We start from the raw sequence: 19,509 nt of genomic DNA, 5'->3' as shown, positions 1-19,509 counted from the left end.
TTGAGGAAAAAAAGAAGCTTTTTGGCAGTTATGGGGCTGCTTGTCGGAACTATGTCTTTTGCCGGGGGAACAGCTGCGTATTTAAGCAAATCTGCCGGCGAAGTAAAGAATGTTTTTACGGCAGGATCTGTAAAGGCGCAGCTTACAGAAGCCCACTGGGATACGCAAAAAGCGTCAAAGGTTTATCCCGGTCAGATCCTGGAAAAAGATCCGGTTGTAAAAAATATAGGGGAAAACAGTGCAAATGTTTTTCTGGAGGTAAATGTTCCTATGAGAAGTATAGCTGTTCTGGATGGCAGTACAGGCAGAAAAACAATAAGAGAAAACAGAGAATTGTTTACATTTCAGGCAGACGAGACGAAGTGGACTCTTCTTTATCAGGAGAAAACCTCAGGAAACAAAAAATATATTTACGGCTATAAAAGTGTTTTAAACCCAGGAGAATCCACTACACCGCTATTTCGAAAACTTGCTGCTGTTTCCTATTTAGAGGGGGAATTGGATGCAAGTGTAAGCTATGATGTACCTGTGATTGCCAGCGTTATTCAGGAACAGGATGGAAGCAAAACCATGAAAGAAATCTATCAGGAATATTTGAAACAGGCTGATATTGACCAGAAGGAGGCGAGGGGATGAGAAAAAGAAATCTGAAAAAAACTATATTGGCCGCGGCTCTGGCTGTGCCTGTAGCGTTCTCCTATCCTGGCTGGGCAGTAAGGGCACAGGAAGATGAGAAGGTGTCAACTGAAACGGAAGCGCAGGAAGTAATGCAAGACAATACAGCGCCTGAAGAAGCTGAATGTGAAGAAAATCCTGCTCATGATGAAATGGATGGGGCAGAAACAGATAGTACAGAAACAGACAGTACAGAAGCCGACAGGAATGTTTCAGAAGAGGAGAAATTTTTTCAGAGTGGACTGATTGCAAATGAGGATGGAGAATTTTTGTCTTCTTTGGAGGAAATGGAAACTTCAGGAGAGGATTCCATGTTTTTTCAAGATGGTCTGGAAGTGCTTGAAGATGGCAGCACAGATGACTTGATTGATGCATATGTTGCTCCGGAAAATTATGCACAGGAAGGAACTCCTGTAAGAGAAGGAAAGGGCGGTTTTACCGCTGTTGCAAATGGAAGTACGCTTTTCAGCAGCAAATATACAAGACTTGGCTGGAATGCGGATACCCAGGTTTATTCATGGAACAATGCAGGAAATGACGTTATTTCAGGAATGAAGCAGGGAGCAATGGTAGAGGGACCGTATTTTGTTCCACTTAATAACAATGCAAAAGGAAAATTTGGTTTTCGTGTTACACATGTAGGATACAATAAAGAAGCAAATACGAAGGTAGACCTTCTTCTTACCTGTAATAATTATCAGGATTATACCTACGATTACAAGGGAAATAAAATAACGGGAATTTATCCTATGTTTGGTGTCAGCAATTCAAATGAATTGTGGATCAGCTTTAAGGATGAGCTCTCTGCACAGGAAATCAAAATTGATATTGTAAAAAGCGGTACAGATATTCCGGTTGCAGGCAACTATCGTTTTCGATGGCTGGATATTGATTTGTACCAGAGATTTGGAATCAATCTTCAGAATGGTTCTATAGGACACCGGTATGCGACAACTGATTCTGTAGTAAATGTAGTGAAGAAAACTTTATTTTCCAAAAACTTTGAAGTTCTTACCGCACCGGCACCTGCCGTTGACGGAGAGATTCCGCAAAATACAGTTGTTTATGAGCTGGACAATTCATCCGGCTTCTATCTGGCAATTCTGCGGCCTGGTTGCGGAGCTTATTCTATTGAAACAGCAAGCAGGATCAAAAGTGTATTTGCTGATGTACAGACTGGAACCTGTAAAACGTCTGCCGGACTTAACTGGGATGCGAAAGGCTATGGTCCGGTAGAGTATCCTGGCCTTGTAAAAAAGACTGGAAATACACTGGCTTCCCAGGGAACGTCAAACACCTTGTCTGACAGTACCTCGGAATTTTATTATACCTTGCAGACAGATATCCCGGAAGAGCATTCAGCGTATTATTACAGCTCTTGCGAAGTCAGTGATACCCTGCCGGCAGGAGTCGATTTCGCTGGTTACGCAGCTGTAAAGATGCTGCCTTCAGAGAATGATGTAACCTCATGGTTTAGTATTTCTACAGATGGGGATGTGATAAATTTTCAGGCTACACAGGCAGCATTGTCACAGGCGGACTTTTATGGAAAAACATATGAGTTTCAGATAAAAGTGAGAATGGATCCTACTGAAATAACACCGGTTTACAGTGGTGACAGTTACCGTTATGAGGTAAAAAATAAGGCTTCGATTACCTGTCAGCATATAAATGGGCTCGCAGGAACTTCCTGGTCAGATGAAGTGACTACAGATTGTACAAGATATAAAAACAAAGTAGTGAATGCTTCTGTAAAGAAGTATACTGCCAATTTGCAGGATGGGGTATGGAGAGAAGACCTTCTTCTTCCAGGTCCGGACAGTGAGTATAAATATAAACTGAATATAAATGTGCCGGATAATGAATTTGGCGGGTATATGACCAGAATGGAAATTGCAGATACATTGCCTGCGGGAGCAGAATTGACAGCTGCAACAGCGGAGGTTTATGAAAACGGGCAGAACAGAGTGGATGGACGGTTCCAGATATCTGTAAATGGAAAGAACATTACCTTAAAGGCAACAGAAGCTGCTCTTGGTGACAGAGGATTTTATGGGAAATCCTATGATGTGATTTTTAACGCCAGAATGGTACCAGGAGAGATTTCCTGTACTTATAACGGAACTGTAGCTTCTTATGTGACCAGCAATCATTTTACTGTTACGACACAGCATAAAGGAGACTCGCAGGCTGTAACAATTACCTCGAACAATGTTGCAGATAGGGCAAGCGTAAACAGAACCGAACCAAAGAATCCTCAAAAATGGATTCTAAGGGAAAATCAGAGAATAGTTACTGCAGAGTATAATGGCAGAGATTTTGAAAGTGTGTTTGAAATTGTTCAGGAAATTCCTTCCAATAAAAGAGAATGGAAAATTTCCAAATTTAAAATCCAGGATACTTTGGCAGACTGTTTTGAACTGAAAGGGGTTCAGATATATCTTGATCAGACAGTAGAAGCTTCATTTGGCGCTTCTGACAGTGTACGCGGAGATTGGAGTCTGAATGTTGCTGGAAATTCGATTACCTTGTCTTCTGTGGCAGAATTGCCAGAGCGCTGTTATGGAAAATCCGTGCGTCTTTTACTTACTGTTGGATTGAAGAGTAACAGTGACTTACAGCAGTACTATGTAGCAAATCAAAATCCGGATGTACTGGAAGCCCATATATACAATATTGCTACAAGTACTTTTAACTGGATTGGAGGAGAACCTTCTTCCACATCAAAAAATACAGAAAAGACCAGGGTGATTGTAAAGGAAAAAGTTCCAAAAGGTCATATTACTATAAGAAAAGTGGATGAGACAGGAAAGGCACTGCAGAATGGAAAATTTCAGATCACAGCTTTGGAGGACATCCGTTCTGCTTCTGGAAATATTTTGCTGAGAGCTGGGACTGTAGCAGATACTATAGTAACGGATAGAAATGGAACAGCCATTTCAAAAGATATTTATCTTGGAAAATATAAGGTAAGTGAGGTAAGACCACCGGAGGGATATGCAATCAGCCGGCAGGTATTTGAGGCGAATTTAAGCAAAACAGAGCCTGAAAAAGCGATCCTTGTCAGAAATCAGAAAATGCATCTGTACATCAAAAAAGTAACAGAAACGGAAGAAGCAGGAGGAAATCGTCCTCCTATTGAAGGCGTAAAATTCCGTTTATGGGAAAGCAGTGCAAATGCAGATTCGGCGGGAACAACATACACAACAAACAAAAACGGATTAATAAAATTGGAAGGGCTGTCACCTGCAACATATTGTATACAGGAGACAGCAGTACCTGCCGGATATGTTTTAGATAACACAGTTTATAAATTTACTGTGGATGCAAATGGATTGGTAAAGAATGAGCAAGGTTATACAATGGTAATTGAAAACCGTTATATAAAAGCGGAATTTTTAAAGACGGATAAGGTGACTGGTGAAGCTGTTGCAGGAGCTGTTATGCAGTTGACGGATAAAAGCGGAAAAGTGATCGACACCTGGACGTCCGGGAAAACTGCTCATAGGATTAATAAACTGCCAGCCGGAGAATATGTACTTACAGAAATAACAGCTCCTTCCGGTTACAAAAAAGGAAAACCGGTGATTTGTACGGTAAAAAGTACATCTGGAGTTCAGAAGTTCCAGATGACAGATGTGAAGATGGTGACTCTTACAATAAACAAAATTCTTCATGGAGATGAAATTGTCTGGGGACAGGGAAATCCGGCCTTTACATTCACGGTGAAAGGAACAGATCTGGATGGAGAAGAACGTATTTACTCTAAAACTGTGGAATTTACAAAAGAAAACACAGACATCCGGGCAGATGTAAGCAAAAGGGCTGTATTCGCACTTCCGGCAGGGAAATACCAGGTTCAGGAGAGTAAAGTTATGCGGTATAAACTGGAGAAAATTGACCAGGTAGTAAATGGAACTGTAAAGGGAAATGCTGTTCAGTTTGATCTGTCCGGAAATCAGAATGGGACCGCTTCCTTTACAAACAAGAAAAGCGGAGATGGCTTACTGACAGATACAGATTATGTGCGGAATATTGTCATTCCTGAAAAATGAAAAATGCAGTATAGCAGTACCTGCCAGGTTGCAGCGGCAGGTGCTGCAGCAAAGAATTTTAATTATTTTATATTTTTTGAAAAAATTTGAAAATAAGTGTTGACAACAAGATAACCTTCTGGTAATATAATCAACTGTGAGCGGCAGAAATGCCGGATATGAGAGTGCTGATGTGGCTCAGTCGGTAGAGCGTCGCCTTGGTAAGGCGGAGGTCACGGGTTCGATTCCCGTCATCAGCTCTTTTAATCCCTGATTATATATCAGGGATTTTTTTGTGGCATAAATTAATATATTCTCATAGATAGGGATAAAAATCAATATTTTTGTAAGAAAAACTTTTAAAATGCACCTATTTATGATAAGATAAATCATCAAAGAACAGAATATGTTTGAGAAATTATTCCCGATACACATATTGAAGAAAATTTTTTAACATGCTCTGACAGATATTGGAATTTATGCTATAAAAGAGTTGATATCAGGAGGAAGAACCATGGAGAACGAAAAGGTTTCCAAAAATTTTATTGAGAATATCATTGATAAAGACCTGGCAGAAGGAGTTTATGACACCGTTCATACACGTTTTCCGCCAGAGCCAAACGGTTATCTTCATATAGGACATGCCAAATCCATTCTTTTAAATGCCGGACTGGCGAAAGAGTACAATGGTAAATTCAACATGCGTTTTGATGATACCAATCCGACTAAGGAGAAATCTGAGTTTGTTGAGTCCATTAAAGCCGATATCAAATGGCTGGGAGCTGACTGGGAGGACAGACTGTTCTTCGCTTCCGATTATTTCGGACAGATGTATGAAGCTGCAGTAAAATTGATTAAAAAGGGTAAGGCATATGTCTGCGATTTAACTGCGGACCAGATCAGAGAATATCGTGGAACTTTAAAGGAGCCTGGCAAAGAGAGTCCGTATCGCAACAGAACTGTAGAAGAGAATCTTCAGCTTTTTGAAGAGATGAAAGAAGGCAAATATGCTGATGGTGAGAAAGTTCTGAGAGCAAAGATTGACATGGCTTCTCCAAACATGAACATGCGAGATCCGGTTATCTATCGTGTAGCTCATGTAAGCCATCACAGAACAGGAGATACCTGGTGTATTTACCCGATGTATGATTTTGCTCATCCTATTGAGGATGCAATTGAGGGAATTACACATTCCATTTGTACTCTGGAATTTGAAGATCACAGACCATTATATGACTGGGTTGTAAGAGAACTGGAATATCCACATCCTCCGAAGCAGATTGAGTTTGCAAAGCTGTATCTGACGAATGTAGTAACAGGTAAGCGTTATATTAAGAAGCTGGTAGAAAATGGAATTGTTGACGGATGGGATGATCCCAGACTGGTATCTATTTCCGGTTTACGTCGCCGTGGTTACACACCTGAATCTATTCAGAAGTTTGTGGAACTTTGTGGTGTATCCAAAGCTGACAGCTCAGTAGACTATGCAATGCTCGAGTACTGTATCCGTGAGGATCTGAAATTAAAGGCTCCTCGCTATATGGCAGTCCTTGATCCGATCAAACTGATCATTGACAATTATCCGGAAGGACAGGTGGAATATCTGGATGCTCCGAACAATATGGAAAATGAAGCCCTTGGTAGCAGAAAGGTTCCATTTGGAAAGGAACTTTATATTGAAAGAGAAGACTTTATGATCGATCCTCCAAAGAAATACAAACGACTTTTCCTTGGTACGGAAGTTCGTCTTATGAATGCATATTTTGTTACATGCACAGGTTTCGAGGCATTGGATGATGGAACAGTTACTGCTGTACATTGTACTTATGATCCGGAAACAAAGGGCGGAAATGCACCTGACGGACGTAAAGTAAAAGGAACCATTCACTGGGTTGAAGCGTCAAATGCAGGTAAGGTTCCGGTACGTCTTTATGAGAATATCGTAGATGAGGAAAAGGGTGTTTATGATAAAGAGACAGGAGAACTGAATCTGAACCCGAATTCTCTTATAGAGATGTCTGCTTATGTTGAACCAGAGCTTCTGAAAGCCAAAGGACTGGATAGTTACCAGTTTGTAAGAAATGGCTTTTATTGTGCAGACATTCATGATTCCAAAGAAGGGGCACCGGTATTTAACCGTATTGTTTCTCTTAAGAGTTCATTTAAACTTCCAAAAGCGTAAAAGAAACCCCCACGGAAAATTATATTCAAATTGCCGTGGGGGTTTTTGCAATAGAAAATTCTGTTGGAACTTCTTCTTGCAAAGTGAAATCTAAATACTGTCAACGAAAGTGGCAAGCCTGATTGTCACTATTTGTAAAATGTGGAATAATTATGAATTTACCTGCAATTAATCAATGTGGATAGAAGCTTCTTCTTCGTCCTGCTCTTTCTCAGCTTCAGCAAGTTCTTCCTCGAATTTATCTTCATCTTTCGCTGCTTTTTCAAGAGCATCGGCTATAGTATTATCCTGCTCTTCTGCATTTTCAGCAGAATCCTCTTCTGTATCCTCTGAACTTTCTTGTGAATCAGGCTCCTCAGAGCCTTCGGTTTCATCATCTTTTTCATCTTCGGAAGTAGCTTCCCAGGTTACGAAATCTTCGTGGACATCCTTTGCTTCAGGCTGCTCGTCATCTTCCTGCTCATCTTCAAAATCATCTTCAAGGTCAGCTGCCTCTTCCAAAGCATGTCTTTTGGCAAAAGCTGCTGCTACGGCACCGGCTACTGCTGCTGTTGCTGCTCCGAGTGCAACCATTCCCCAATATTTGTTAATCTTAGCCATATTGTCTGCTCCTTTCGGTATTTTCCATCTGTCTAAACAAAGCTTAATGGAGTTGTCTATATTGTAATACTTTTTACGCAAAAAGAAAAGAAAAAAATCGTTGCACCCATATAAATGGAGGGTTATACTGTTAAGACAGAAAAGGAGAGATTATGGAGAAAATTGTTTTAGCTTCGGGGTCCCCACGAAGAAAGGAACTGCTTGCAAGAATCGGTGTGGATTTTTCTGTGGTTGTAAGCAATGGGGAAGAGAAAACCAACCTGACAGATCCAGCGGAAACGGTGGAAAAACTTTCGCAGGATAAAGCAATATCGGTTGCAGACAGACTTGAAAATGAAAGTGAACCTTGTCTGATCATTGGTGCGGATACCGTAGTTGCATTTGAAGGAAAGATTCTTGGAAAGCCGTCAGATGAAGAAGATGCATTAGATACATTGTTAAAACTTCAGGGGAAATCCCATCAGGTCTATACCGGTGTAACCCTTCTTGTAAAAGAACAGGGTATCTGGAAGCCTTATACTTTCAGTGAAAGGACCGATGTTGAATTTTATCCTGTTTCCAGGGAAGAGCTTTTGGAATATATAAAAACAGGGGAGCCTATGGATAAAGCAGGAAGCTATGGAATCCAGGGGAAATTTGGAATTTACGTAAAAGGAATCTGCGGAGACTACAATAATGTGGTTGGGCTTCCTGTAGGAAGACTGGTTTATGAACTTAAGAAAATGAAAATCAATATAAGGGGAATGAGAAAATGATAAAAGCATGTATTTTTGATCTGGACGGAACTTTAGCCTACACATTGGATTCCATGGCTGTTGTAGGAAATGAAGTTGTAAGAAAATACGGTTTGAAACCAATGCCTATAGAAAATTACAGATATTATTGCGGAAACGGTGCTGACATGCTGGTGAAAAGACTTCTGGTCGATGCAGGAGATCCGGAATTGCTGCACTATGAGGAAGCAAGAGCGTTATATAGAAAAGAATTTGATAAAGACCCATTTTACAAAATACAGCATTATCCGGGAATGCCGGAAACCTTAAAAGAGTTGAAAAAAAGAGGCGTGAAGCTGGGGGTGTGCTCAAATAAACCACATGAAGCAGCCGTGAAAGTGGTAGAAAGAATGTTTGGGTCTCAGATTTTTGATGCAGTTATGGGACAGAGTGATTCTGTAAGAAAGAAACCAGCACCGGATGGTCCGCTTAAAATCGCGGAGCAGTTTGGAATTAAGCCAGAAGAGTGTATGTATCTGGGAGACTCCGGAACAGACATGCAAACTGGAAAAGCAGCCGGGATGTACACGGTAGGTGTTCTGTGGGGATACAGGGAAAAAGAAGAACTGCTGAAAAATGGAGCGGACTATCTTGTGGATTCTCCAGAGGATATTCTTGATTTATATGAGGAAAAATGCGAAGAGTAAAATTTTGATAATTATTCAGCATGCTCTAAACAGTTATAACTTTTATTATAAAACAGGAGGTCGGAAAAATGTATACAGAGGAGTGTATTCAGACATTTTTGGAAAAACAGGAGCAGCTTTTTGATGAACCGGTTGCAGAAACTTACGAAGAAGCAGAGGAATTCCTGGAGGATTGCATGGCTGTAGTTGCAGATTCTATTGACGAAGTGCGAAAATATCTGTCTGGAATGGGTGCAGATGTGGATGGCATGAGTAATGAAGAATTAGAAGAAGCAAGTGAAGTATTTGCCCTTCCAGATGGAAAATATCTGATTGTGGAGGGATGATCTTTTGAAGCAGAGGTTTGCAGCTGCAGAGTAACTGACTTTCACATAAGGTGATGAAACTGGCGAAAAGGCAGTATGTCCGGTTGGAATTCCGAACAGTTATCGGATAAATTCATATTACATAAGTATAAAATCAGGTTGCTATAATGACACTAAACAAGAGAACATAATGTGTTACTGTTCAGAAGAGAAGATACATCCCATAGGATGTTTTCCGGAGAAAGAAGTGGCCAGCAACTATCGCGTTATGGTTCACTGGCAATGTTCCGCGAGGTGTTTTTGTAAACAAAGTTCACAGAAAACCCGAGAATCTAGGCACGGAATCATGCGGATGCATGATTCCTGTGCAGCGCGAAGTGGTTGCGGTGCGCGGAGCGAACAGTAGCACTGTCACATGCACTGTAAGAATTACAATAAAATAAAAGTGCTTGTGAAAATGTTTAAAATATGTTACAATAATGTTACAGGTCAGCCTAAAAGGGGAATGTAAAGGAGGATGGCATATGAGACCTAGGAAAATTATAGCAATGATTATGACTTTTCTTATGATGCTTTCATTGCTTCCGTCTCTGGTATTTGCGGCAGCAGCACCAGAGGGAGAACTTGGAGGTCAGCTTAAGATTAAGGGAACTGCAGCTGTAGGCTCTGAGCTTAGCGCCGATTATGAAAAGGTTACACCGGAAGGACTTACAGACGATTATGTAACGTTCAGCTGGTCAAGAAAAGTTGGAGATCAGCTCACTGAAGTAGGCACTGAGAAGACCTATAAGCTTGTTGATGAAGATCTTGGAAATAAGATCGAGCTGAAAATTACCGGAAAGACCGAAATGGGCATAACCGGAGAACTGAAAGTAAATACAATTGAAATTGTGGCTACACCGGAAGAGGCTCCGGAAGAGGCAACCGAGCTTCCAGAGGAAGGGCAGGAGGCTGCACCGGCAGAGGAAGCTCCTGTTCAGGAAAATGCAGCAGAGGATACACCTGCGGAAGGTTCCCAGACAGATGAGAACACACAGCCGGCTCAGGATGTAGCAGAAGATACACAAACCGAGGAAGTAATTGACATTGGTGCTGATGAACCAACTGATTCTTCCGCTGATGTTATGCAGCCGGCAGATGGACAGGACACAGAGAATTCTGCTGACAATTCCCAGTCTGAGATCACTACAGATGACAGTGTGATTAACATTGGAACAGAAGGCTATCTGGAAGTTCCTGAGAATGGACAGGCTGAGGATGCAAATCAGGGAGCTTCAGCTGAATCCCCTGCCCAGCAGGAACCTGTGTATACAGCAGAAATTGTTGCAGAAAATACTGCAGAAGATGGTACTGCAGTACTTGATTTTGGAACCGTAAATGCAGGCTTCACACAGGAAAATGCAAACTCTTCCATGACTAAGAATGTAACTGTTAAGAATACTGGCAACAGCACTCTTAATTTCAAAGAAATCAGTCCGGAACATTTTATGGTAAAGGATCTGGGTTCTCTTGCGGCTGGAGAATCAGTTGATGCATGGGTTATGCCAAGAGAAGGTACAGCTGTTGGAGAATACAGTGATACGATCACTTATGAAACAGAGGAAGGTGTAAAGGTTTCCTTTATTGCAAAGCTTACAGTAGCTGAGCAGAAGCAGGATGATACGAATACAGATCAGCAGCCAGCAGAGAAACCAGCTACACCGGAAACCACCCCGGAAGTGACACCAGAGGTAACTCCAGAAGTGACACCAGAAGTCACCCCAGAAGTGACACCAGAAGTCACCCCAGAGGTAACTCCAGAAGTGACACCAGAAGTCACCCCAGAGGTAACTCCGGAAGTAACACCAGAAGTCACCCCGGAAATGACTCCGGAGATTACTCCAGCTCCTTCATTTACTACCGACATTTCCGAAGTGAAATTCGACAGTAAAGAAGCTGGTTACAAAGAAGCACCGGCTGCAGTTACAATCAATGTATCCAATACTGGAAATGTGAAATTAACCGGTATTGCTGTAAGTGTAAGCGGAAACGAATTTACAGTAAGTGCTCCGTCTGCTTCAGAATTAGAGGCAAATGCAAACCAGTCTGTATCTTTTACTGTTGCACCGGCAGTTGGATTGGCAGCAGGAACCTATACACAGACTGTTTCCATTAAGACAGATCAGACAGATTACCTGAATATTCCAGTAAGCTTTACAGTAACAGAAGCTGCTGCCAAGCTTACAGCTGTAGGCAAAGTATCTGATATCAGTCTGGCAAACGGGGTTGAGAAGTCAGCAGCTGGACTGCAGCTTCCATCTACTGTTAAGATTACTACAAACAAGGGCGATATGAATGCCTCTGTAAAATGGGATGTAAAGGGCAGTGCATATAATCAGAACAGTACAGAAGCACAGAAGTTCTCTGTGAAAGGTACTGTTGCTCTTCCAGACGGTGTTACAAATCCGGATAACCTGAGCCTTGTAGTATCTGTTAATGTCACTGCAAGCCGTGGATCGATTGTATCTGATGCAGGGAATAACAGTATCACAGGAATCAGCTCCGATGGAAACTATACTACAGAGACCAAGATTACTTTCACTGCAGTTGGCGCAGGTATGGATATTGAAAATCCGATTAAGGGAGATGTAAGATATCAGCCGCTGAACTGGGAGGTCCTTGAGGCAAGAAGCTGGGACGGCGCACCATATTCTGCAACTTTCCGCATGGGCAAGAATGGAAATTATACTTTGACTGTCACATATAATCAGCAGCAGTTTGATGGAAGCAACTGGGTAAACACTGGAACACAGGATACCAAGCAGGTTAATTTCACTGTAAATGCTGCACCGAATCAGACTCTGACACCGGCTGCAGACAAAACAGATGCAAATCAGAAGAATGCAGTAAAGACCGGGGATAATACTCCAATCCTCCCATTTGTAATTATTCTGATCGTTGCGATTGTCTTAATTGCAGGAATTCTTGTTTACCGCAATAAGAAAAAATAATAGTGGATTCTCAAATAAACAGTAATTGTGAATGAGAGCAGAACGAATGAGGGAGACCAGAAATGGTCTCCCTTCTTTTAATAATAATTACTAGGTTACTGTTCACTCCGTGACCAGTAACACGCTTCGCGATGCACAGAAATCATGCATTCGCATGATTTCGCGCTGAGATTCTCGGGTTTTCTGTGAACTTTGTTCACAAAAAACACCTCGCGGAATGTTACCAGTGAACAGCAATATTACTAGCACTCAATTAAAATGAGTGCTAAATTTTCCTTGACTTTTAGTCAGTTTGGTATTACTATAGTTTGTATAATTAAGAAGACAAAGGAGAGTGAGCTGCATGGCTGAGAAGCATGGTAGTTTATCAATTAACAGTGAAAATATTTTTCCAATTATAAAGAAATGGTTATATTCTGATCACGACATTTTTGCAAGAGAGTTAATCTCCAATGGTTGTGATGCAATTACGAAGCTTAAGAAACTTGATGTTATGGGTGAATACACACTTCCGGATGATTACAAAGCTGAAGTACAAGTTATTGTGAATCCGGAAGAGAAGACTTTGAAGTTTATTGATACAGGTCTTGGTATGACGGCCGATGAAGTGGAAGAGTATATTACACAGATTGCTTTTTCAGGAGCTACTGAGTTTCTTTCCAAATATAAAGATAAGACCACGGATGATCAGATCATCGGTCATTTTGGACTTGGCTTTTATTCAGCATTTATGGTAGCAGATGAAGTTCATATTGATACTCTTTCTTATAAAGAGGGCGCTGCTCCAGTACATTGGACCTGTGATGGTGGTACAGAGTATGATATGCAGGAAGGCAATAAGACTACAGTTGGTACTGAAATTACTCTGTTTTTAAATGATGAGAGTACAGAATTTTCCAACGAATATCGTATGAGAGAGATTATTGAGAAATATTGTTCTTTCATGCCGGTAAATATCTATCTGTCTAAGGAAAATGCACCGCAGGAGTATGAGACCATTGATGAGGCTGAGCTTCGTGATGATGATGTAATTGTAGAGCGTATCCACGAGGAGGCCAAGACTGAGGAGAAAGAGAACGACAAAGGTGAGAAAGAAGTCGTAGAAGTATCTCCTGCGAAAGATAAAGTAAAAATCAACAAACGTCCGGTATCTTTAAGTGATCCGGAGCCATTGTGGATGAAACATCCAAACAGTTGTACAGATGAGGAATATAAAGAGTTTTACCGTAAAGTCTTTATGGATTATAAGGAGCCTTTGTTCTGGATTCATTTGAACATGGACTATCCGTTTAACCTGAAAGGTATTCTGTACTTCCCGAAGATCAATACAGAATATGATTCCATTGAAGGTACGATCAAACTGTACAATAACCAGGTATTTATCGCAGATAACATCAAGGAAGTAATTCCAGAATTTCTGCTTCTTCTGAAAGGTGTAATTGATTGTCCGGATCTTCCACTGAATGTATCCAGATCCGCACTGCAGAACGATGGCTTCGTGAAGAAGATTTCCGAGTATATTACAAAGAAAGTAGCGGACAAGCTTACCGGAATGTGTAAAACAGACCGTGAGTCCTACGAGAAATACTGGGATGATATCAGTCCATTTATCAAATATGGCTGCATTAAGGACAGTAAGTTCTCAGATAAGATGAATGATTATATCCTCTTCAAGAACATTGATGGCAAATATCTGACTCTGAAAGATTGCATCGAAGAGAACAGGAAACCAGAAGCTGAGACTAAGACAGAAGAGACTGTTGAATCCACAGAAGAGAAGAAAGAGGACGGCGCGAAAGACGAGAAAGAGCCTGAGAAGACTACTATCTTCTATGTAACAGATGAGGTTCAGCAGAGTCAGTATATTAACATGTTCCGTGAGGCAAAGAAGGATGCTGTTATTCTGAAACACAATATTGACAGCGCTTTTATTTCCCATCTGGAGCAGAAGGATCAGACTATCCAGTTTAAGAGAATTGATGCAGATCTTACAGAAGAACTGCGTGGAGCGGAAGCTGCTGACGAGGAAACTTCTAAGACTCTTACAGAAGTATTCAGAGGAGCATTGAAGAATGACAAACTGGAAGTGAAGGTTGAGAATCTGAAAAATGAAAAAGTTGCTGCTATGATGACCCTTTCTGAAGAAAGCCGCCGTATGCAGGATATGATGAAGATGTACAATATGTACGGCATGGATCCATCTATGTTTGGCGGTCAGGAAACTCTGGTTCTGAATGCGAAACATCCGCTGGTTCAGTTTGTAGCAGATAACAAGGATTCTGAGAAGACCCCGGTTATTTGCGAGGAACTGTATGATCTTGCCATGCTGAGCCATAAACAGCTTTCACCGGAAGAGATGACCAGATTTGTTCAGAGAAGCAATGAAATTCTGCTTATGCTGACAAAATAAGTTATGACAAAATGGGACAGACGTTTAAATGAGTATTGCATTTAGGACGCCTGTCCTTTTTATATGAAAAAATTGGAAAAGTTTATCCTGTTATTCTGTTTTTTCTATAGATTTTATCTCGAAATTCCTAAAAAATATTACAATTCTCTTAATTTTTGTCTCGAAATGCTAAAAAAGGCAAATTTAACTCGTATTATATGTAGAGGCAAATCAAGGGCTGACTGCAGATGCAGAATCAGAAGTATAACTTATTGTGGGAGGGACAAAAATGAGAGAGGTATACGGCACGATACGCAAACTTGGTGCGACATCGAAATATAAAGGATATTATTTTGTGGCGGAAGCCATACGCATGACAATGGAATTTCAGGAAAGACCAATGAAGATCACGAAAGATATTTATCCAAGGCTTGCAAAGAAATTTAAATCCAAGCCATCTAATATTGAGCATGATATTCGTACAATTGTAAATGTATGTTGGGAAAATCATCGGGAAAGATTGGAAGAGATTGCCGGATATCCTCTGGAATACAGACCTACCAACAGTGAATTTGTAGATATGATCGCCTTTTATCTGGGAGATGAAAAAGAAAGCAAGGTTCCAGACGTGGAATGCCAGAATAGTTCTATTGGAAAAATAATGGAGAACCTATTCTGACAGGATCAAACTTCTTCTACGGATAATCCGTTGCGATGAAAAAAATCCATCACATATTGCTCCCAAAGGTGGTCCAGTTCTTTACCGGGAAGAAAGGTTTTCATAGATGTGCCGGTAATACAAAGCAAGGTCTTATTCTTATATTGGAGATTCAGATACAGACCTGTTATCATTTCGGGAGAAATTGAAAATGCAGAATTCTGCAATAATGCAGCGGTCTTGTTCGGAGAAAACTGAAGCACGATTTTGAAAGAAAGAGGCGCTTTTTTTCCACGGATAACAGAATAACAAAATGGTTTTACTTCTTTCCAGAGAGAGAACGTACGGTGGCTGGAAGCTAAAAATTCCTGCTCGTCATTATCGAAAAAATCAGTTTGGAGTTTGCCGTCAATGGAAAAAACATTGCTGGTAATAATCTCCGCCTGGTTCAGCCAAAAGAGATCGAAGGTATCTCCAAGAAAAAGCTTATTGGTAAAATTTTTCTGGTCAGTGATTTTTAAAGCGAGCATAGGGACCTCCTTTCTAAAGGGCATGTCGCCTGTCGACGACATCAATACATGAAAATCAGTTGTCAATAGTGTTATTTATTATTCACGGGTTTTCTGTGAACTTTGTTCACAAAAAACACCTCGCGGAATGTTACCAGTGAACAGTAACATTATAAAGCAATTTTGGGGGAAATGGAAGAAAAAACTCTTTTCAAACACATAGTAATGTGTTAATATAGATGTGGTATTTAAAACTACATATTACGGAAAAGAGGACGATATAATTGAGTTATAAAATTGTGATAGATAGCTGTGGAGAACTTCTGGAGCAGTGGAAACAGGATGAAAGATTTGCTTCCGTACCGCTTACACTGACTGTTGGAAGTGAGAATATAATAGATGACGAGACATTTAACCAGGCAGATTTTTTACAGAAAGTTGCTGCCTGCCCGGAATGTCCGAAATCAGCCTGCCCGTCGCCTGAGAGCTACAGAAAGGCATTTGACTGCGAAGCTGAACATATATATTGCGTTACTCTTTCCGCTGAACTCAGTGGTTCCTATAACAGTGCAGTGCTCGGAGCAAGTTTTCTTCATGAGGAGAAGAAAGGCGTTCAGATTCATGTTTTCAATTCCTGTTCTGCTTCTATAGGGCAGACTTTGATTGCAATGAAAATTGCACAGTGCGAAGATGCCGGCCTTCCGTTTGAGGATGTTGTCAGCGTTGTGAATAAATATATTGAAGAACAGCACACTTTTTTTGTGCTGGAGAATCTGGAAACCTTACGTAAAAATGGCCGCCTCAGCCGTGTGAAAGCGCTTGTGGCAACAGCCCTTAAGATCAAACCGATCATGGGATCTACTCCGGAGGGGACGATCTGCCAGCTGGATCAGGCACGAGGCATGAATAAGGCGCTTGTGAAAATGGTGGATAAAATTGTGGAAGTGACAGAAAACAGTGAGAACAAAATTCTTGCCATTTCCCACTGCAACAGCCCGAAGAAAGCAAATATGCTTAAAGAAGCCATCCAGGAGAAAATGAAGCTGTCTGACATTGTGGTTCTTGACACAGCTGGTGTCAGCAGTATGTATGCAAATGATGGTGGAATTATTGTAGCTGTCTGATGCTAGTACATCGAATATTAAGTAACTGCCATATTGACTTGTCTGATTTTTCATCTGCTGTGTTGTCGTCAGTCGCCGTAGCCACCGCTACGCCTTCTTCCTCCGCCTTGCATATGAAGAAATCATCCTGCGTCAATATAGCAGAAACTTAATTTTCGATGTACTAGATTCTGTTCACTGATAACATTTCGCGAGGCGTTTTTTGTGAACTGTAAGTGAACATACTTCCATTTTGTTGGGAAATATGATATACTCATCTAAGTTGATATTTTATCCCAAAGGAGACGTGCGGCTATGAGTCAGAAGAAAGTAGATGCCTATAAAGCAGAAAAAGCAAACCGTGAGAAAATTATGAAAAAGGAGAAACTGATCCTTACTATTGAGAAACTGGCAGCGCTTGTTGCGTGTATGGTTGCTGTATGCTGGATTGGTTATTCTGTTTACGGAAAGGTTACAGAAGGTCAGGAGACTGTGACGACAGAGACTGTTATGGATACTTCTGCACTGGATTCTTATCTGAATGGACTTAGTGCAGATTCAGAGGCGGAATAAGTATGAAATATAAGAAAATATAAGAAAAAACTGCCTGAGGTAGCGTAAAGTTATGGGGATGGATTTTGAATCTGTCCCCATTTTGTTTATATAATAACAATAAAAAGAATCCTGCCAGATAGGGCTTTTTTAATAATACGAAATTTTGAGGGAATTTCTTATTGCATAAAAAATCCCCTCGGATATGATTCCGAGGGGAAATTTCTGCTTCAGTTGCTTCAATTATAACTTAGTAACATTAGCAGCCTGCATTCCGCGAGCGCCTTCTGTTAAGTCATATGTTACAGCCTGGCCTTCTTCAAGAGATTTGAAGCCTTCACCATTGATTGCAGAAAAATGTACGAATACATCAGCTCCGTCTTCTCCTGTGATGAAACCATAACCTTTTTCAGCGTTGAACCATTTTACAGTGCCCTTGTTCATTTTGAGTTACCTCCATAAAAAATAAAAAATTAAAAAGATGTTCTGGCGAAAAAAATCACCAGATTTTACAGACTATATCATGTAAATATATAATCTCTAAAAACTAGTGATTTTACATTAAATAATCTTCGACATGGATTGATTATATAACCTGAACTAAAAAAAGTCAAGGATAATTAAAATTGTGCAACAAAAAATATAATTGGATGGAAGATATAAGGAAAAATGCCGGAAGGGAAAAAAACTCTTTATTAAATGAAAAAATTCGTGTATGATAGGTTGTGATAAAGTTTACGTTATACCAGAAGGGAGAGAACCAAATGGGTATTCTGATTCGAGGCGGACGTGTTGTGGATGCGGCTGCTCAGATTGATAAAATTGCGGATGTTTATCTGGACGACGGCGTAATCCAAAAAGTGGGAGAGAAGCTGGAAGCAAAGGATAAAGATGACAAGATTATAGACGCTAAAGGGCTGGTGGTAATGCCAGGTCTTGTGGATCTTCACGTACATTTTCGTGATCCTGGACAGACAGAGAAGGAAGACATTGAAACCGGTTCCCATGCAGCTGCAAGAGGCGGTGTGACTACTGTAGTGGCAATGCCGAACACCACACCGGTTATTGACAGCCCTGACCGTGCAAACTATGTGAAAAATAAAGCTGCGCAGGTTTCCGCTATTCATGTGCTCCAGGCAGGAGCCATGACAAAGGGAGAACTTGGGGAAGAGCTTTCTGATATTGCAGGCATGGCAGCAGCGGGAGTACCTGTTCTTTCCGAAGATGGCAAATCTGTTATGAAAGCAAGCCTTTGCAAGCAGGCGATGGAAGAAGCCGTGAAAGCCGGACTTCCTATCTTTGACCACTGTGAGGATATGTCTCTTCGTGGGAACGGCTGCATGAATGAGGATGAGAACGCCAAACGCCTTGGGCTTCCGGGAATCTGCAATTCTACAGAAGATACCATTGCGGCAAGAGATTCTTTGCTTGCCATTGAGACAGGCGCTAAGCTGCACCTTTGCCACTGTTCTACAAAAGGTGTTGCAATTATGATGAAAATGTTAAAGGCAGAAGGCATTGAGAATGTAACAGCAGAAGTTTGCCCCCATCATTTTATACTCACATCTGATGATATTGAAAGAGATGACCCAAACTATAAAATGAATCCGCCTCTCCGTACCAGAAAAGATGTGGATGCGCTGATTGAAGGTCTGAAGGAGGGATACATTCAGGTGATAAGCACGGATCATGCCCCACACACCCAGAAAGACAAAAACGGTTCCATGAGAACTGCAGCTTTCGGAATTGTGGGAATCGAGACCAGCTTTGCACTTAGTTACACCGCTCTTGTAGAGACTGGAATCCTCACTCTTTCTCAGCTTGTAGAGAAGATGAGTTACAATCCGGCCAAGATTCTGAACCTGCCATGCGGAACCTTGCAGAAAGGACATCCGGCCGATGTGATAATCGCGGACATTAAGAATCCATATACCATTCATAAAGCGGACTTTGTTTCCAAAGGCAAAAACACCCCATTTGAGGGCAAAGAGGTGAAAGGAAAGATTCTATACACTATTTGCGGCGGTAAGATTGTGTACAAGGATTCTGCTGCTAAATAAGATAAAAAATGAAATTTCCAGGAAAACATATT

At 41.0% G+C, this 19,509-nt stretch carries 15 protein-coding genes and 1 tRNA gene; 13 read left to right on the top strand and 3 right to left on the bottom strand.

Annotation, left to right across the window (positions count from 1 at the left end; all coding sequences use genetic code 11):
- From AB5618_RS11665 to AB5618_RS11650, 4 genes are all read left to right on the top strand, one after another.
- Positions 1-636, top strand: coding sequence for a hypothetical protein (locus AB5618_RS11665; protein WP_148462756.1), 636 nt, complete (start codon positions 1-3; stop codon positions 634-636).
- Positions 633-4,730: a SpaA isopeptide-forming pilin-related protein gene (locus tag AB5618_RS11660; RefSeq protein ID WP_368366771.1), complete on the top strand. Its 4,098-nt coding sequence runs from the start codon at positions 633-635 to the stop codon at positions 4,728-4,730. Before AB5618_RS11665 ends, AB5618_RS11660 begins: the two co-directional genes overlap by 4 nt.
- A gap of 166 nt (positions 4,731-4,896) precedes the next feature.
- Positions 4,897-4,969, top strand: a tRNA-Thr gene (locus AB5618_RS11655).
- Between the two features lie 254 nt (positions 4,970-5,223).
- Positions 5,224-6,891 (top strand): glutamine--tRNA ligase/YqeY domain fusion protein, encoded by a 1,668-nt coding sequence (locus AB5618_RS11650; protein ID WP_118579073.1) that lies wholly within the window; start codon positions 5,224-5,226, stop codon positions 6,889-6,891.
- A 168-nt stretch (positions 6,892-7,059) separates the two neighbouring features.
- Here the strand turns inward: AB5618_RS11650 and AB5618_RS11645 are convergent, their stop codons facing one another.
- The gene (locus tag AB5618_RS11645) at positions 7,060-7,491 is read right to left on the bottom strand and encodes a hypothetical protein (protein WP_118579070.1); all 432 of its coding nucleotides are present in this window, start codon (positions 7,489-7,491) and stop codon (positions 7,060-7,062) included.
- Positions 7,492-7,643: 152 nt separating this feature from the next.
- Here AB5618_RS11645 and AB5618_RS11640 point away from each other — a divergent pair, with 152 nt between their 5' ends.
- The 6 genes from AB5618_RS11640 to AB5618_RS11615 all read left to right on the top strand — a co-directional run bounded on the left by AB5618_RS11640 (position 7,644) and on the right by AB5618_RS11615 (position 15,274).
- Positions 7,644-8,246, top strand: coding sequence for a nucleoside triphosphate pyrophosphatase (locus tag AB5618_RS11640; RefSeq protein ID WP_368366770.1), 603 nt, complete (start codon positions 7,644-7,646; stop codon positions 8,244-8,246).
- On the top strand, positions 8,243-8,911 hold the full coding sequence (locus AB5618_RS11635; protein WP_118579064.1) for an HAD family hydrolase: 669 nt from the start codon (positions 8,243-8,245) through the stop codon (positions 8,909-8,911). Before AB5618_RS11640 ends, AB5618_RS11635 begins: the two co-directional genes overlap by 4 nt.
- A 68-nt stretch (positions 8,912-8,979) precedes the next feature.
- On the top strand, positions 8,980-9,237 hold the full coding sequence (locus AB5618_RS11630) for a glyoxalase (protein ID WP_118579061.1): 258 nt from the start codon (positions 8,980-8,982) through the stop codon (positions 9,235-9,237).
- A gap of 503 nt (positions 9,238-9,740) precedes the next feature.
- Positions 9,741-12,206: a hypothetical protein gene (locus AB5618_RS11625; protein WP_368366769.1), complete on the top strand. Its 2,466-nt coding sequence runs from the start codon at positions 9,741-9,743 to the stop codon at positions 12,204-12,206.
- A 343-nt stretch (positions 12,207-12,549) separates the two neighbouring features.
- Positions 12,550-14,616 (top strand): molecular chaperone HtpG, encoded by a 2,067-nt coding sequence (gene htpG, locus AB5618_RS11620; RefSeq protein ID WP_148462752.1) that lies wholly within the window; start codon positions 12,550-12,552, stop codon positions 14,614-14,616.
- Between the two features lie 268 nt (positions 14,617-14,884).
- Positions 14,885-15,274, top strand: coding sequence for a sporulation initiation factor Spo0A C-terminal domain-containing protein (locus AB5618_RS11615; RefSeq protein ID WP_148462751.1), 390 nt, complete (start codon positions 14,885-14,887; stop codon positions 15,272-15,274).
- Positions 15,275-15,279: 5 nt separating this feature from the next.
- On the opposite strand, the gene AB5618_RS11610 is transcribed toward AB5618_RS11615, so the two are convergent.
- Positions 15,280-15,783, bottom strand: coding sequence for a DUF5721 family protein (locus AB5618_RS11610; RefSeq protein WP_148462750.1), 504 nt, complete (start codon positions 15,781-15,783; stop codon positions 15,280-15,282).
- A 263-nt stretch (positions 15,784-16,046) separates the two neighbouring features.
- Here AB5618_RS11610 and AB5618_RS11605 point away from each other — a divergent pair, with 263 nt between their 5' ends.
- Together AB5618_RS11605 and AB5618_RS11600 are read left to right on the top strand one after the other, a co-directional pair.
- Positions 16,047-16,886, top strand: coding sequence for a DegV family protein (locus AB5618_RS11605; protein WP_148462749.1), 840 nt, complete (start codon positions 16,047-16,049; stop codon positions 16,884-16,886).
- 294 nt (positions 16,887-17,180) lie between these two features.
- The gene (locus AB5618_RS11600; RefSeq protein WP_118579046.1) at positions 17,181-17,438 is read left to right on the top strand and encodes a hypothetical protein; all 258 of its coding nucleotides are present in this window, start codon (positions 17,181-17,183) and stop codon (positions 17,436-17,438) included.
- Between the two features lie 222 nt (positions 17,439-17,660).
- Here the strand turns inward: AB5618_RS11600 and AB5618_RS11595 are convergent, their stop codons facing one another.
- Entirely contained in the window at positions 17,661-17,861 is a 201-nt protein-coding gene (locus AB5618_RS11595; RefSeq protein ID WP_008705499.1) for a cold-shock protein, read from the bottom strand.
- A 320-nt stretch (positions 17,862-18,181) separates the two neighbouring features.
- Between AB5618_RS11595 and AB5618_RS11590 the strand changes: the two genes are divergently transcribed.
- Positions 18,182-19,477 (top strand): dihydroorotase, encoded by a 1,296-nt coding sequence (locus AB5618_RS11590; RefSeq protein ID WP_148462747.1) that lies wholly within the window; start codon positions 18,182-18,184, stop codon positions 19,475-19,477.
- Positions 19,478-19,509 lie beyond the last annotated feature (32 nt).

This window comes from Ruminococcus sp. J1101004sp1_RTP21198st1_B9_RTP21198_201120, from assembly GCF_040924245.1.
Classification (GTDB): domain Bacteria; phylum Bacillota; class Clostridia; order Lachnospirales; family Lachnospiraceae; genus Blautia_A; species Blautia_A faecis.
Note: the sequence above shows the minus strand (reverse complement) of the source record. Positions and strands in the feature narration are given on the sequence as shown.